Consider the following 14,454-nt stretch of genomic DNA (forward strand, 5'->3'; position numbering starts at 1 on the left):
AGTACCCGCTCGCGGTCGGCCCGCGCCGCGTGTCGGGCGCATGACGCCCACGCGGGGCGGCCGCGGTCGACGCTGGAACTGTTCATTTCGCGTTCAATCCGGGTTATTGAGTCTCGCAGAATATAGTGACGGGATCTAGAACAGCTCCGCTTGCTGCCAGAAGGCGGTCACCAGCGTGGGGCGGCGCTGCATTCGGCGCAAGGCGCGGCGCGCCACGGTGGTGAGCTGCGAGAAGTCCTTCGGACAGAAGTTGGGCAGCTCATGCTTCTTCCAGTACCCCCAGATGTATTCCACGGGGTTCAGCTCCGGCGCGTAGGCGGGCAGGTACTCCAGGTGAATCGCGCCGCGCTGGCGAGCGATGAAGTCCTTCACCAGTCGACTGCGGTGCTGCCGCAGCCCATCCCAGATGATGAGCAGCTTGCCGGGGAGGGCCCGTTGGAGACGGCCCAAGAAGTCGACGATCTCCGGACTCTTGATCGTGCCGGGGTACAGCCGGAAGTAGAACTGCCACCACGTTACGCCCGCGATCGCCGAGAGCGTCTTCCAGTGGAAGTGATACTGGAGGACCGGGGTCTGCCCCCGCGGCGCCCATGTCCGACAGCGGTGCGGGCGCTCACTGAGTCCGCTTTCATCGATGAAGACGATGGTGCGCCGCTCGCGGCGGGCTTTTTTTTAAGGGCGGGCCAGTGCTCGCGTTTCCACCAGCGGATACGGGCTTCGTCGCGCTCCAGGGCGCGCCCGGTCGGCCGCTGGCAGCTCCACCCGAGCTGCCGGAGCAAGCGCCAGACGTGGCCGGGATGGAAGCGCTCCGCGAACTCCTGCTCGATCAGCTCCGCGACGCGCCCGGTGGTCCACAACCCGGTGGGGTATCCGAGCGCTTCCGGGCCGCGCTGCAGGGCGCGTTCGAGCTGGCGGCGTTGCGAGGCGGTCAGGCGCGGTGGGCGCCCCGCGCGCCCCGCCTTCTTCAGCCCGGCCCGCCCGTGGGTCGCCAACTGCTGCACCCAGCGACTCACCGACTGGCGATGGACGCCCACCCGCCGCGCCACCTCGGCCGGTTTCACCCCGGCCTTCAGTAACCGCGCGGCCTCCAGTCGCCGCCGTTCCAACTCATCAAAATCCCGCTTCACCCCCGCCGGATTTCCCATGGATCGTCGTGTATCACATCCGCCGCTCAATGTCACTATATTTTACGATACTCAATAGCTCGGCAGTCGGATCGAACCGCGGACGCGGCTTTTCTCTCATGCTGACCTTCGGGGCCTTCTCTCTCGACGAAGAATCCGGGCAACTCTGGCGCGGCGGGCTCGAACGGCCGCTGCGCGCCAAGTCGTTCGCCGTCCTCCACCGGCTGGTGCTGCGGCGCGGACGGCTGGTGACCAAGGAGGAGCTGTTCCGCGCCTGCTGGCCCGACGCGGCGGTCAGCCGGACGGTGCTGCGGGTGTGCATCGCGGAGATCCGCGCCGCGCTGGCCGAGGATGGCGACGCCTCGGTGCTGGTCGAGAGCGTCGGTCGGCGCGGCTACCGGCTGACGGCGCATCCGGGGGGGAGCGAGTCCCCGCCCGCCGCGCTCGTCGGCCGCGCCGGCGAACTCGCGGCGCTGCGACGCGCGCTGCGCAGGGCCGACGGCGGAGTGCGCCAGGTGGTCCTCGTCACCGGCGAGGGCGGCATGGGAAAGACGACGCTGCTCGAGCACTTCGCCGAGGAGGTGCGGGCCGGCACCCGCGCCCGCGTCGCCGGCGGGCAGTGCGTGGAGCTGACCGCGGGCAGCCAGCCGTATCTGCCGGTGCTCGATCTGCTGGCTCAACTTTGCGCCGACGACGCGACCGACGCGGTGCGGACGGCGCTCGCCCAGCGGGCGCCGAGCTGGCTCCTCCAGATGCCGGCGCTGATCGACTCGCGAACGGCGGAGAGCCTGCGGGCGCGCGTCCCGAGCCCCAATCGCGATCGCATGCTGCGCGAGCTCGGCGACGCGATCGACGCCATCGCCGCCGAGGGGACGGTGGTGCTGGTCGTCGAGGACCTGCACTGGAGCGACCCCTCGTCGATGGACGCCCTCGCCTACCTGGCGCAGCGGACGATGCCGGCGCGTCTGCTCCTCCTCGCCAGCTACCGGCGCGCCGATCTCCTCCAGGACGAGGCCCTGCGGGGATCCGTGCAGAGTCTGGTGGCGCGGCGGCGCGCCGTCGAGCTCCCGCTGCCGCCGCTGAGCCCCTCGCAGGTCGAGGAGTATCTCGCGCGGCGCCTCGCCGGCGCGGCGCTGGACGCGACGCTCGTCTCGGAGGTGCAGGCGCGCGCGGGCGGCAACCCGCTGTTCGTCGCCGCGACCGTCGACGTCCTGCTCGAGCGCGGCATCCTCGTCGCCGTCGACGGTCGCTGGCGCCTCGGCGAGCCGCTGGCCGGCATCATCCCCGACAGTCTGCGGCAGTTGGCCCTGCGCCAGATCGAGCGCTTGTCCGCGACCGCCCGCCGGGTGCTCGACGCCGCCAGCGTGGCGGGCGGGGAGTTCGCGGTCGCGGCCGTCGCCGCCGCGTCCGGACTGCCCGTCGCCGAGGTCGAAGCGGCGTGCGCGGCGCTGAGCGCGAGCGGCGAGCTGGTGGTGCCGACCGGTGTGGCGGCCTGGCCCGACGGCACGATCAGCGGCCTCTACGCATTCCGGCACGCGCTCTATCGCGAGGTCCTCGACGCCGCGCTGCCGGCCGCCGGCCGCGCCCGGCATCATCGCGCCATCGCCGAGCGTCTCGAGACCGCCTATGGCGGCCGCGCGGCGGAGATCGCGGCGGAGTTGGCGAGTCACTTCTCCGCCGCGGGCGATCCCGAGCGCTCGGTCCGCTACCACCGCGCGGCGGCCGACGGGGCGCGGGCGCGCTTCGCCGACCGCGAGGTCGTCGTCCACCTGCGCGCCGCGCTGGCGCAGCTCCCGCGGCTTCCCGCGTCGACCGAGCGCACGCACACCGAGCTCGAATGCCTGCTCGCCCTCGGCGGCGCGCTGGTGGCCATGCGCGGCGGCGGATCCGCGGAGGCCCTCGCCGTGCACCGGCGCGCCCTCGAACTGGCGGACGCGCTCGACCAGCCGTTGGCCCGCATCCAGGCGAGCGGCGCCTGCTTCACCTTCCTGATCATGCGCGCCGATCTGGACGCGGCGCGCGCCGTGGCGGCCGACATGCTCGCCACGGCGGCGCGGATGCCCATGCCCTTCCTCACCTTCATCGGCCACGTCTCGCTCGGCTCCGCGCTCTTCAACCTCGGCCAGATGGCGGCGGCGCGCCGGGAGCTCGAGGAGGCGCGGTCGCTCTGGCAAGCGGACTTTCCGACGCTCCTCCTCGACCCGACGATCATCTGCCGCTCGATGCTGGCCTTCACGGCGCTGGTGCAGGGCGAGCCCGGATACGGCGCGGCGTCGCTCGCCGCCACCCTGGCGCACGCCCGGGCGCTGGCCAGTCCCTATGGCGTGTCGTACGCCAGCGAGCTCGCCGCCCAGTACCACGCGACCGCCGGCCAGCGAGCCGAGGCGCTCGAGTATGCCAGCGCCGCGGCGCCGCTGGCGGGCGAGCACGGATTCGTCGTCCACGGCGCCGTCGCCCAGCTCGTGCGCGGGTGGGCCGAGGGCGACCCCGGCGCGCTGCGCGACGGCATCGCCGCCTACGAGGGCGCCGGCCAGTACGTCGGCACCTCCCTGTTCCGCGCCCTGCTCGTCGAGGTGCTGCTCGCAGAGCGGCGGGCACGGGCGGCGCTCGACGAGCTCGACGCGATCTTCGCCTTCGTCGAGCGCTCGGGCGAGCGGCGGCACCTGGCCGAGCTGCACCGGCTGCGCGGCGAATCCCTGCGTCTGATCGGGCAGGCCGACGCCGCCGGCGCCTGCTTCGGCGAGGCGCTGTCGATCGCTCGCGCGAGCGGCGCCCGCCTCTGGGAGCTGCGGGCGGCGCTGTCGCTGGCCCGCCTGCGGGCGTCCGACGGCGGCCGCGCCGAGGCGCGGCAGCTCCTCGACGCCGCCGTGCGGTCGTTCCCCGCCGACTGCGCGCTGCCCGATCTGCGGCAGGCGCTGGCCCTGCGCGCCGAGCTCTGACGCGCCGGGACAATCGCGCCGCCGGCGCGCTCGGCTCGCTGACCCGACTGCGCGCGGCGCTCAGACGCGCGGCAGGCCGCCGGCGGCGTCGATCTGGCGCTGGATCTGGCGCCGGCGCTGCTGCAGCTCGCGGTGGGTGATCGACTCGACCTCGCCCTCGAGGCCGAGCTGGGCGCGCATGTTGTCGAGGTTGAGCGGGGTGCGGCTCGGATCGATGCCGACGTCGCGCTCGATGCGCTCGGCGTGGGTGGCGGCGAAGTAGCCGTAGATCTTCGCCACCTCCTCGAACATGTTGAGGTCCGGCGCCAGGTGGGCGATGGCGCCGTCGAAGAACAGCGTGTTCTTGACGTAGAGCATCAGGTGCTTGGGCAGGCGCGCGCCCTGGGCGAGCAGGCCGCGCAGGACGTCCTGGATCTCGCGCACGAGCTGCTCGGGCGCCATCTTCGTCGGGTCCTGGATGGGCTGGTCGACCTTCAGCAGGGCGAGGATGCCGTCGATGTCGGCGTCCGCCGGCAGCGCCCCGAGGTCGCGGAAGGCCTCCACCTGGCCGCGCACGTCGTTCATCGCCCCGGTCATCATCATGCGCAGGAAGGCGAGCCGCTGCGGCTCGTCCATGCGCCCGGTCATGCCGTAGTCGAAGAGCGCCACCCGTCCGTCCGGGCGCACGAAGAGATTGCCGCCGTGCAGGTCGCCGTGGAAGACGCCGAAGATCATCGCCCCTTCGAGGAACGAGATGAGCAGCGAGCGCAGCACGGTCGCGCCGTCGATGCCGGCGGCGCGCATCCCCTCGAGGTCGTCGTACTTGAACCCCGACAGGCGCTCCATCACCAACACCCGTTCGGTCACCAGCTCGGGGTGCGGACGCGGCACGACGATGATGGTCTGGCCGGCCTCGCGCAGCAGGCGGGCGATGTCGAGCATGTTCTCCGCCTCGAGGCGGAAGTCGAGCTCCTCGGTGATGGTCTCGGCGAACAGCTCGACCAGGGCCGGCGGATTGGCCAGGGCGGCGATCGGCAGCCGCCCGACGAGATGGGGAGCGATCCAGGCCATGGCGGCGATGTCGCGGCGCACGCGCTGCTCGACCCGCGGCCGTTGGACCTTGACCACCACCTCCTCGCCGCTGCGCAGGATGGCGGCGTGCACCTGGGCGATCGACGCCGCCGCCAGACACGACTCGTCGAAGCGGGCGAAGATCGCCTCCAGCGGCCGGCCGAGCTCCGCTTCCACGACGGCGCGCACCGCGGCGAACGGCTCGGGCGGCACCTGATCGCGGCACGCCTTGAACTCCTCGACCAGCTCCTCGGGGAAGAGGCCACGGCCGGAGGAGATGATCTGGCCGAGCTTGATGTACGCCGGCCCCAGGCGCTCGAAGGCGCGCCGCAGGCGGCGCGACAGGCCGGCGCGCGAGACGGCGCCGCCGCGGCGGCGTTCGCGCAGCAGCCAGCCGGCGAGCCCGGCGCCGATCAGCGCACTGGCCTCGGTGAAGCGCCAGAGCGGCGGCAGCATGGCGGGACGCACCAGCTCGGGCACCAGGGCGCGTGAACGCGCCCGCAGCGCGTCGACGTTCGCCCGCCAGGCGCAGCGCTCGAGCGCGATCTCCCACGGCGGGGTGTCGCTGAACGCCCAGGTCTCGAGGTCGCGCATCCGGCGCACGCTACCGGCCGGGCAGCGCGTCCGCAATCGCGATTCCGGAACGAACGCCCGACGCGGCGCCGCGGCGGTTGACCCCACCCGGCGCGGCTGCGAGAAATCGCCCACCAAGGGGGCGCACCGACATGGCAGACACCGCAGCGGCGGCCGAGCAGCCGAAGGGACCGCGGCCGATCATTCCCTTCCTCGTCCTCGACGACCCGCCGTACCTGGCGGGCATCCGCTGCACGCACTGCGGCGCCACCTATCTGCGCAGCGGTCGGGTCGCCTGCGCCAAGTGCGGCGAAGCGGGCCCGTTCGACGACATCCGCCTCAGCGATCACGGCACGCTCTACGTGTACTCCATCGTGCACCAGTCGGCGCCGGGCATCCCGGTGCCGTACGTGGCGGCGATCGTCGACCTGCCGGAGCAGGTGGCGGTGCGCTGCACCATCGTCGACGTCCGCCCCGACCCCGCCGCCCTCCCCTACGGCATGCCGGTGAAGATGATCACCCGCACGGTGCGCACCGACAAGGAAGGGCGCGACGTCGTCGCCTTCTTCTTCACGCCCGCGAGCTGACGCAGCAGGATCACCGAGGAGCGACCATGCGCGACGTATTCGTCATCGGCGTTGGAATGATCAAGTTCGGCCGCTATCGCGACAAGGACGTGCACGAGCTGGCCGGCGAGGCGGCGCGCCTGGCGCTCGCCGATGCCGGCATGACGATCAACGACGTCGAGCTGCTGGCGTCCGGCAACCTGCTGCAGGCCGGCAACATGATCGGCCAGCGCATCATGCAGCAGATCGGCCAGACCGGCATCCCGGTGGTCAACGTCGCCAACGCCTGCGCCACCGGCTCGAGCGCCTTCCGCGAGGCCTACGTCGCGGTCGGCTCGGGCGAGTACGACGTGGCGATGGCGGTCGGCTCCGAGCAGATGGGCAAGGCCGGCCTGCTCGGCGGCGGCGGCAGCGGCGAGAGCGTCGAGGGGATTCTCGGCAGCGGCCTGATGCCGGCGGTCTTCGGCATGGCCGGGGTCGAGCACATGCGCACCTGGGGCACGACCCCGGAGCACTTCGCCAAGGTGTCGGTGAAGAACCACCGGCACTCGACGAAGAACCCGCTGTCCCAGTACCAGGTCGAGGTGTCGCTCGAGGACGTGATGAACGCCCGCATGGTGGCGTATCCGAACACCCTCTACATGTGCTGTCCGACCGGCGACGGCGCCGCCGCGGCGATCGTCTGCTCGCAGGAGATGGCGAAGAAATTCGGCCGCAAGGCGGTGAAGGTCGCCTGCTCCGTCCTCACCTCGGATCCGTGGACGCCGCGCGATCTCACCATGCCCGACGTCAACACGCTGACCCGCAACGCCGCCCGGATCGCCTACGAGCGCGCCGGCGTCGGCCCCGACGACCTCGACCTGGTCGAGCTGCACGACTGCTTCGCCACCGCCGAGCTGCTGCACTACGAGAACCTCGGCCTCTGCGCGGAGGGCGAAGCCGGGCGCGCCGTCGACGAGGGCTGGTTCGAGCACGGCGGCCGCACGCCGGTGAACGTCAGCGGCGGTCTGCTCTCCAAGGGCCACCCGCTGGGCGCCACCGGCGTCGCCAACATCTACGAGATCGTCACCCACCTGCGGGGCGAGGCCGGCGACCGCCAGGTCGCCAACGCCACGGTCGGCCTGGCGCACGTCATCGGCCTCGGCTCGGCCTGCACCATCCACATCCTGACGGCGTAGTCGGCAGCCCGTTGAAAAGCAGCTCGGCCACTGCGGGCGAGTCTCGTGCGCCAGCGCTGCGTCGCCGAATCCTCGACCAGGCCGACCGCTCTGCCTCCGGTTCGGCGCCTCGATCCGGCGCACAGTCCCTCGCCCTCGCCGCGCCGCCTGTCTGGCAGCTAGCCCGATGACGACGCGTCGACCGCCTTCCGCATGCGACTCCTCCAGCCGGCGCTCATCCTCCTCTTCACCACGCTGACCTTCCTGGCGCTCGGCTGGACGGGCCGGCTGCGGCGCCTGCGCGAGGAGTTCCCCACTCGCTGGCGCTTCGCGCTCGGCCTGGCGCTGTTGGCGGCCATCCTGGCGATCGTCGTCTGGGGGCCCACCGTGTCGCCCGGCGAGGCGGCAGCGGTCGATCCGGAGACGATGTGGTTTCCGGAGCTGTTCACCGGCCAACTGTTCATCGCCATCTTCCTGCAGGCCTGGTGGATGCTCGGCTGGCCGATGCCGCTGCGCCGCTTCCTGCGCCTCGAGGGGGCGACGGCGCGCGACGTGCGCTTCGGCCTGTTCGTCGGCGCTCTCGGCTGGCTGCTGGCGATCGTCGCCAGCTCGCTGACGAGCGGGCTCATGTACCTCGCCAACTGGCCGCCGGCGGCGACCCCGGGCAGCGAGCTGTTCGAGGTGCCGCCGCTGATGGCGTGGCTCAGCGATCTGCCGATCGCGCACAAGCTGGTGGTGGTCGCCGTCGCGATGACCGTCGAGGAGGGCTTCTACCGCGCCTTCCTGCAGCCGCGCATCGGCTGGATCGCCTCGAGCGTGTTCTTCGCCCTCAGCCACGCCGGCTACGGCATGCCCAACCTGCTGGCCAGCGTGCTCGCCATCTCGCTGGTGCTCGGCTGGGCCTTCCGCCGCGCCGGCAACCTCCTGCCCTGCATCGTCGCCCACGGCGTCTTCGACGCCGTGCAGCTCCTGGTCATCATGCCGCTGGCGATCGAGGAGCTGCGCCGGCTCTCTCCCGGCTGAGCGCCCGCCGCGCCGGGCTCACGGCTCGCCGTCGAGCTCCAGCTCGGCGCCCGGCAGCGCCGGCGGTTGCGCCAGTCGACCGCGCACCGCCTGGAACTCCGCCGCCAGCAGCGGCGACGGCACCATCGCGGTCGCCAGCTCGTTGGCGCGCCGCTGCAGGGCGGCGACGATCTCGGGATGGTCGGCGGCGACGTTGGTCTGCTCGCCGGGATCGCGCGCCAGGTCGTAGAGCTCGACCACCTGCGGCAGCGGCGTGCGCCACACCAGCTTCCAGTCGCCCTGCCGGATGCCGGCGCGGAAGACCTCCACGTTGTACACCACCTCCGTGCGCGGCGACGGGCGGCCGCCGCTGATCGTCGGCCACATGTCCATGCCGTCGAGCGGCTTCGACTTCGCCGTCGAGCCGCCGGCGAGGCCGACCAGCGTCGGATACATGTCGACGACGTGCATCACCTCGTCCACCGTACCGCCAGCCGGCACGTGCCCCGGCCAGTTCACGAAGCCGACGACCCGCGTTCCGCCCTCGTACAGCGTGCCCTTGCCGTCGCGGTACGGGCCGTTGTCGCACGGGATGGTCGCCTTCGACATGTCCATCTCGCCGGTGAACATCTTGTTGCGGGTGCCGCCGTTGTCGCTCTGGAAGACGATCAGCGTGTCGTCGCGCATGCCGCGGGCGGCGAGCGCGGCGACGACGCGGCCGATCTGCTCGTCCATCGCCGTGATGCTGGCCGCGTAGGCGCGGCGGCTGGGGTCGGCGATGTCGCGATAGCGATCGAGGTACTCCTGCGGCGCCTGGTACGGCGTATGCGGCGCGTTGAAGGCGAGGTAGAGGAACAGCGGCACCGCCGGGTCGTGCCGCTCGATCAGCGCGACGGCGTCGTTGCCGAGCAGCGTGGTCGAGTAGCCCTCCTCCTGCACCGGCTCGTTGTCGCGATACCAGTCGAGCACGCCGTGCTGCTGGTGCGTGAAGTAGTCGATCTCGCCGATCAGCGGCCCGTACTGATGATCGAACCCACGCTGCCGCGGCCAATAGGCGCGATCGGCATGACCGAGATGCCACTTGCCGACGATCGCGGTCTGGTAGCCGGCGTCGTGGAGCGCCTGCGGCAGCAGCCACTCGTCGGTCGGCAGCCCGTAGGTGTGCGACGAGGGGATCACCAGCGTCTGCAACCCGTAGCGGAACGGATAGCGGCCGGTCAGCAGCGCGGCACGCGTCGGCGTGCACATCGGCTGCGCGTAGAGCTGCTCGAGGCGCGCGCCGCCGGCGGCCAGTTGATCGAGGGTCGGGGTCCTGATGTCGGAGCCGTGGAAGCCGACGTCCTTCCAGCCGAGATCGTCGGCAACGATGTAGAGGATGTTCGGCCGGCCGGCGGCCGCGAGCGCCGGCGTGGCGCACCACAGCAGGGCCGCGGCGAGGGCGAATCGGATCGAGGACGGCACGGAGGGCATCTCCCCCTATGCCGTCATGGATCGTTCAACGGCAAGCCGGATGGACGGCTGGCTAGGCCTCGGCGGGCGGCGCCGGCGCCGGCGCCGGGGCCTCGTAGCGGAAGACCAGCGCCCCGTCGGCGGCGTCGACGGTCACCGCGCCGCCCTGCTGCAGGCGGCCGAACAGCAGCTCGTTGGCCAGCGTCTGCTTGATCTCGTTGTGCACCAGCCGGGCCATCGGACGAGCGCCGAAGGTGCGGTCGTAGCCCTTCTCGGCGAGGTACTTGCGGGCCGCCGGGGTGAGGGTCAGCGACACCTTGCGCGGCTGCAACTGCAGGTCGAGCTCGTTGATGAACTTGTCCACCACCTGCTCGATGACCTCCGGGCTGAGCGGCTCGAACTGCACCACGGCGTCGAGGCGGTTGCGGAACTCGGGGCTGAACAGCTTCTCCAGCGCCTCGCCGCCGCGCTCGGCGCTCGAGCGGCCGCCGAAGCCGATCGCCCGCGCCGCCATCTCGCGCGCCCCGGCGTTGGTGGTCATGATCAGGATGACGTGCCGGAAGTCGGCCTTGCGGCCGTTGTTGTCGGTCAGGGTGGCGTGGTCCATCACCTGGAGCAGGACGTTGAACAGGTCGGGATGCGCCTTCTCGATCTCGTCCAGCAGCAGCACCGCGTGCGGATTGCGGGTGATCGCCTCGGTGAGCAGCCCGCCCTGGTCGAAGCCGACGTAGCCCGGCGGGGCGCCGATCAAGCGCGACACGGTGTGCTTCTCCATGTACTCGCTCATGTCGAAGCGGTGGAAGCTGACGCCCAGCACGTGCGCGAGCTGCTTGGCGACCTCCGTCTTGCCGACCCCGGTGGGCCCGGCGAACAGGAAGGAGCCGACCGGCTTGTCGGGTCGCCCCAGGCCGGCGCGGGCGACGCGGATGGCGGTCGCCAGCGCGTCGATCGCCTTGTCCTGGCCGAAGACGGTCAACTTCAGGTCCTCGTCCAGCCGCTCGAGGCGGGTCTTGTCGGAGGTCGAGACGCTGCGCGCCGGAATGCGCGCGATCTTGGCGACGATGCGCTCGACGTCGCCGGCGCGCACCGTCTTCTTCTGCTTCGACGCCGGCAGGATCTTCATCGCCGCCGCGGTCTCGTCGATGACGTCGATCGCCTTGTCGGGCAGCCGCCGGTCGTTGATGTGCTTGGCCGCCAGCTCGGCGGCGGCGCGCAGCGCCGCGTCGGTGTACACCACCCCGTGGTGCGCCTCGTAGTGCGCCTTCAGCCCCTTGAGGATGCGATAGGTCTGCTCGACCGTCGGCTCCGCGATCTCGATCTTCTGGAAGCGGCGCGCCAGGGCGTGATCGCGCTCGAAGTAGCTGCGGTACTCGTCGTAGGTGGTCGAGCCGATGCAGCGGATCTTGCCCGAGCTGAGCACCGGCTTGAGGATGTTCGAGGCGTCCATCGAGCCGCCGCTGGTGGCGCCGGCGCCGACCACGGTGTGGATCTCGTCGATGAAGAGGATGGCGCCCTCTTCCTTCTTGAGCGCCGTGATCACCGCCTTCAGGCGCTGCTCGAACTCGCCGCGGTACTTGGTGCCGGCCAGCAGCGCCCCCATGTCGAGGGCGTAGATGGTCGAGTTGGCGAGCACCGCCGGCACCTGGCCGCGGTGGATCTTCAGCGCCAGGCCCTCGGCGATCGCCGTCTTCCCGACCCCGGCGTCGCCGACGTAGAGGGGATTGTTCTTGCGCCGCCGGCAGAGCACGTGGATGGTGCGCTCGACCTCGTCCTCGCGCCCGATCAGGGGATCGATGTCGCCCTCGGCGGCGCGCGCGTTCAGGTTCACCGTGAAGGCGTCGAGCGCCTTGCGCGGCTGCCGTTTCGGCTCATCGCCGCCCTCGCCACCCTCGTCCTCCTCCTCGTCGTCGCCGGCGTCCTCGCGCCCCTCGCCGATCTTGGACAGGCCGTGCGAGATGTAGCGGACGATGTCGTAGCGCTCGATGCCCTCCTTGTTGAGCAGGTAGACGGCGTGCGAATCGCTCTCGCGGAACATCGACACCAGCACGTCGGCGCCGCCGATCTGTTCCTTGCCGGCCGACTGCACGTGCAGCGCGGCCCGCTGCAGCACCCGGCGGAACCCGATGGTCTGCGTCGGCTCGACGCGCTGCGCCTGCTCGAGGCGCTCCAGCTTGTCCTGCAGGAACTGGTCGACCTCCTGCTTCAGGCGATCGACGTTGCCGCCGCAGTGGCGGATGACTTCCGAAACCTCGTGATCGTGCAACAGGGCGAACAGCACGTGCTCGAGCGTCAGGTACTCGTGGTGGCGGCGCACCGCCTCGCGCAGCGCCAGCCCCAAGGTCACTTCCAGCTCGCGGCTGATCATCATCGTCGAACGGACTCCTCGTGTCTCGTCACGCCTCTTCCATCGAACAGAGCAGCGGGAACTCGTGCTTGCGCGCCAGCGCCTCGACCTGCGCCACCTTGGTCTCGGCGACTTCGTGACTGTAGACGCCGGCCACCCCGATGCCCGTGCGGTGCACGTGCAACGTGATCTGCGTCGCCTCGGCGTGCGACTTGTGGAAGACGCTTTCCAGCACCTGCACCACGAACTCCATGGTCGTATAGTCGTCGTTGTGGAGCAAGACCTTGTAGAGCGGGGGCACCTTCACCCGCTTCTCGGTCTCGGTCACCACCCCGACCTCGCGCTCGTCAACCGGTCCGTCGCTCATGGTTCCCCGCCTGTATAACCCATGGCGGCGGGTTCCGCGACGGGATCGCGCCCGCGCGGGTCGGCGATGGCGGTGGCCCCGCGGCAACCGCTGTGGTTAGAGAGACGCATGAAGCAGCGCCGCTTGGGCCGCACCGGCCTGGTCGTATCCGAGATCTGCCTGGGGACGATGACCTTCGGCAACCAGGCCGACGAATCCACCAGCCGCGCCATCCTCGACCGCGCCCACGAGGCCGGCGTCGATTTCCTCGACATCGCCGAGGTCTACCCGGTGCCACCGGACTTCAAGTACGCCGGCCGCAGCGAGGAGTTCGTCGGCCGCTGGATGGCCGACAAGCCGCGCGACGGCCTGGTCATCGCCACCAAGGTCGCCGGCCCCGGCTCGGGATGGTTCGTCGCGCCGGTGCGCGCCAACCGCACCGCCCTCGACCGGCACCACATCGTCCGCGCCGTCGAGGGCAGCCTGCGCCGCCTCGGCACCGACTACATCGACCTCTACCAGACCCACTGGCCGGATCGCGGCGTGCCGATCGAGGAAACCCTGGAGGCGCTCACCAGCCTGGTCGAGTCCGGCAAGGTGCGCTACGTCGGCTGCAGCAACGAGACGGCGTACGGCCTCACCAAGAGCCTCTGGGTCAGCGACCGCAACGGCCTCGCCCGCTACGAGACCATCCAGAACAACTTCAGCCTGCTCAACCGGCGATTCGAGGACGAGCTGGCCGAGGTCTGCCGCCGCGAGTCGGTGAGTCTGCTGGCCTACAGCCCGCTCGGCGGCGGCGTGCTGAGCGGCAAGTACCAGGACGACGCCCGCCCCGAGGGGGCGCGCTTCACCCTCTACGAGAAGGGCTCGCCGCGCGGCCAGACGATGACCCGCCGCTTCGTCAACCCGGGCACGCTGGGCTCGACGGCGCGCTTCACCCGCATCGCCCAGGAGGCCGGTCTGTCGGTCGGCACCCTGGCCATCGCCTGGTCGCTGGCGCACGACTTCGTCGGCGCGACGATCATCGGCGCCACCACCCCCGACCAACTCGCCGACACCCTGGCCGCGGCGGAGGTGAAGCTCAGCGCCGACGTGCTGGCGGCCTGCAACGAGGTCTCGCGCGAGATCCGCTACCCGATGGGGTGAGCGCGACCGCCGCGGCACCGCGGCCGCGGGCGTCCGGTCGCCGTCGACGTCTCACGGGTCGACGCAGAGCCCGATGAACCCCTCGTCGCCGAACGGCGTGCAGAAGCACCCCGCCACCACCGACCGGTCGCTGCAGAGGCCCTCCCGCACCGCGCCGCAGTCGCTCAGCGGGCTGATGCAGAAGCCGAGGCAATCGCCCGACGCGCGACAGGCACAGCCGCGCTGCCCCGTCGGGCAGAAGCACCCCAGCCTGCCGCTGAACGGATAGGGCCCCCACTCGCCGCCGGCGCCCACGCACTGCGCCTGGCTCTGACTGCGGACGCAGTCCCGGTAGCGGTCGGCGACCGCCGCATCGCCGCACGCGGCGGTCGCCGTCGGTGTCGCCGCGGGGGGACAGCCCGTCAGGGCGAAGCCGACCGCCGCCATCAATTCCGCGATGGAGACGTTCAGGTCGGCATCGGCGTCGCTCGCCGCGCAGTCGGCGAGCGGACGCCGTTCCAACGCGATCGAGACGCCGGTGACGACCTCCGCGATCGCCACCGCGCCGTCGCCATCGCAGTCCCCGACGCACGGCGCGGGCGCCGCGTCGATGCGGGCATCGCAGAGGATCAGCATCGTGGTCGCGAACAGCAATCTCCGCAGCATGAGGCTCCTCCCCGGCAGCATGCGTTTCGCTCGTTGCCGCGCCCGATACCCGCCGCGCCTAGCAGTCCGTTGAAGAACAGGCGGCGTAGCGAGGGCGCGGGATTGTGCGGCAG

General features: G+C 71.4%; 10 protein-coding genes and 1 pseudogene. 5 read left to right on the forward strand and 6 right to left on the reverse strand.

From position 1 onward, the window contains the following. Positions 1-135: 135 nt before the first annotated feature. Positions 136-1,145, reverse strand: a pseudogene (locus KF840_06285) (IS630 family transposase). Between the two features lie 98 nt (positions 1,146-1,243). On the opposite strand from KF840_06285, the gene KF840_06290 reads away from it, so the two are divergent. Then, positions 1,244-4,063 carry an AAA family ATPase gene (locus KF840_06290; protein ID MBX3024502.1) on the forward strand — a complete coding sequence of 940 codons (2,820 nt, stop codon included), beginning with the start codon at positions 1,244-1,246 and terminating at the stop codon, positions 4,061-4,063. 60 nt (positions 4,064-4,123) lie between these two features. Here KF840_06290 and KF840_06295 read toward each other — a convergent pair whose 3' ends face one another. Beyond that, positions 4,124-5,707 (reverse strand): AarF/ABC1/UbiB kinase family protein, encoded by a 1,584-nt coding sequence (locus tag KF840_06295; protein ID MBX3024503.1) that lies wholly within the window; start codon positions 5,705-5,707, stop codon positions 4,124-4,126. A gap of 131 nt (positions 5,708-5,838) precedes the next feature. Here KF840_06295 and KF840_06300 point away from each other — a divergent pair, with 131 nt between their 5' ends. The 3 genes from KF840_06300 (at position 5,839) to KF840_06310 (ending at position 8,432) form a co-directional block, all read left to right on the forward strand. Next, positions 5,839-6,273 carry an OB-fold domain-containing protein gene (locus tag KF840_06300; GenBank protein ID MBX3024504.1) on the forward strand — a complete coding sequence of 145 codons (435 nt, stop codon included), beginning with the start codon at positions 5,839-5,841 and terminating at the stop codon, positions 6,271-6,273. Positions 6,274-6,299: 26 nt separating this feature from the next. Further along, positions 6,300-7,430, forward strand: a complete 1,131-nt coding sequence (locus KF840_06305; protein ID MBX3024505.1) for a thiolase family protein — start codon at positions 6,300-6,302, stop codon at positions 7,428-7,430. Between the two features lie 192 nt (positions 7,431-7,622). Next, positions 7,623-8,432, forward strand: coding sequence for a CPBP family intramembrane metalloprotease (locus KF840_06310; GenBank protein ID MBX3024506.1), 810 nt, complete (start codon positions 7,623-7,625; stop codon positions 8,430-8,432). A gap of 18 nt (positions 8,433-8,450) precedes the next feature. Here the strand turns inward: KF840_06310 and KF840_06315 are convergent, their stop codons facing one another. Genes KF840_06315 through clpS form a run of 3 tightly spaced genes read right to left on the reverse strand, consistent with a single transcriptional unit; the run spans position 8,451 to position 12,571 of the window. Beyond that, positions 8,451-9,881 carry an arylsulfatase gene (locus tag KF840_06315; GenBank protein MBX3024507.1) on the reverse strand — a complete coding sequence of 477 codons (1,431 nt, stop codon included), beginning with the start codon at positions 9,879-9,881 and terminating at the stop codon, positions 8,451-8,453. Between the two features lie 52 nt (positions 9,882-9,933). Further along, positions 9,934-12,225, reverse strand: a complete 2,292-nt coding sequence (gene clpA / locus KF840_06320; GenBank protein ID MBX3024508.1) for an ATP-dependent Clp protease ATP-binding subunit ClpA — start codon at positions 12,223-12,225, stop codon at positions 9,934-9,936. A gap of 28 nt (positions 12,226-12,253) precedes the next feature. Continuing rightward, positions 12,254-12,571 carry an ATP-dependent Clp protease adapter ClpS gene (clpS, locus tag KF840_06325; protein ID MBX3024509.1) on the reverse strand — a complete coding sequence of 106 codons (318 nt, stop codon included), beginning with the start codon at positions 12,569-12,571 and terminating at the stop codon, positions 12,254-12,256. A gap of 108 nt (positions 12,572-12,679) precedes the next feature. Between clpS and KF840_06330 the strand changes: the two genes are divergently transcribed. Continuing rightward, positions 12,680-13,696 carry an aldo/keto reductase gene (locus KF840_06330; GenBank protein MBX3024510.1) on the forward strand — a complete coding sequence of 339 codons (1,017 nt, stop codon included), beginning with the start codon at positions 12,680-12,682 and terminating at the stop codon, positions 13,694-13,696. Positions 13,697-13,747: 51 nt separating this feature from the next. Here the strand turns inward: KF840_06330 and KF840_06335 are convergent, their stop codons facing one another. Then, entirely contained in the window at positions 13,748-14,341 is a 594-nt protein-coding gene (locus KF840_06335) for a hypothetical protein (protein MBX3024511.1), read from the reverse strand. Positions 14,342-14,454: the final 113 nt, after the last annotated feature.

It is taken from the genome of bacterium, assembly GCA_019637795.1.
Taxonomy (GTDB): Bacteria; Desulfobacterota; Binatia; order HRBIN30; family CADEER01; genus JAHBUY01.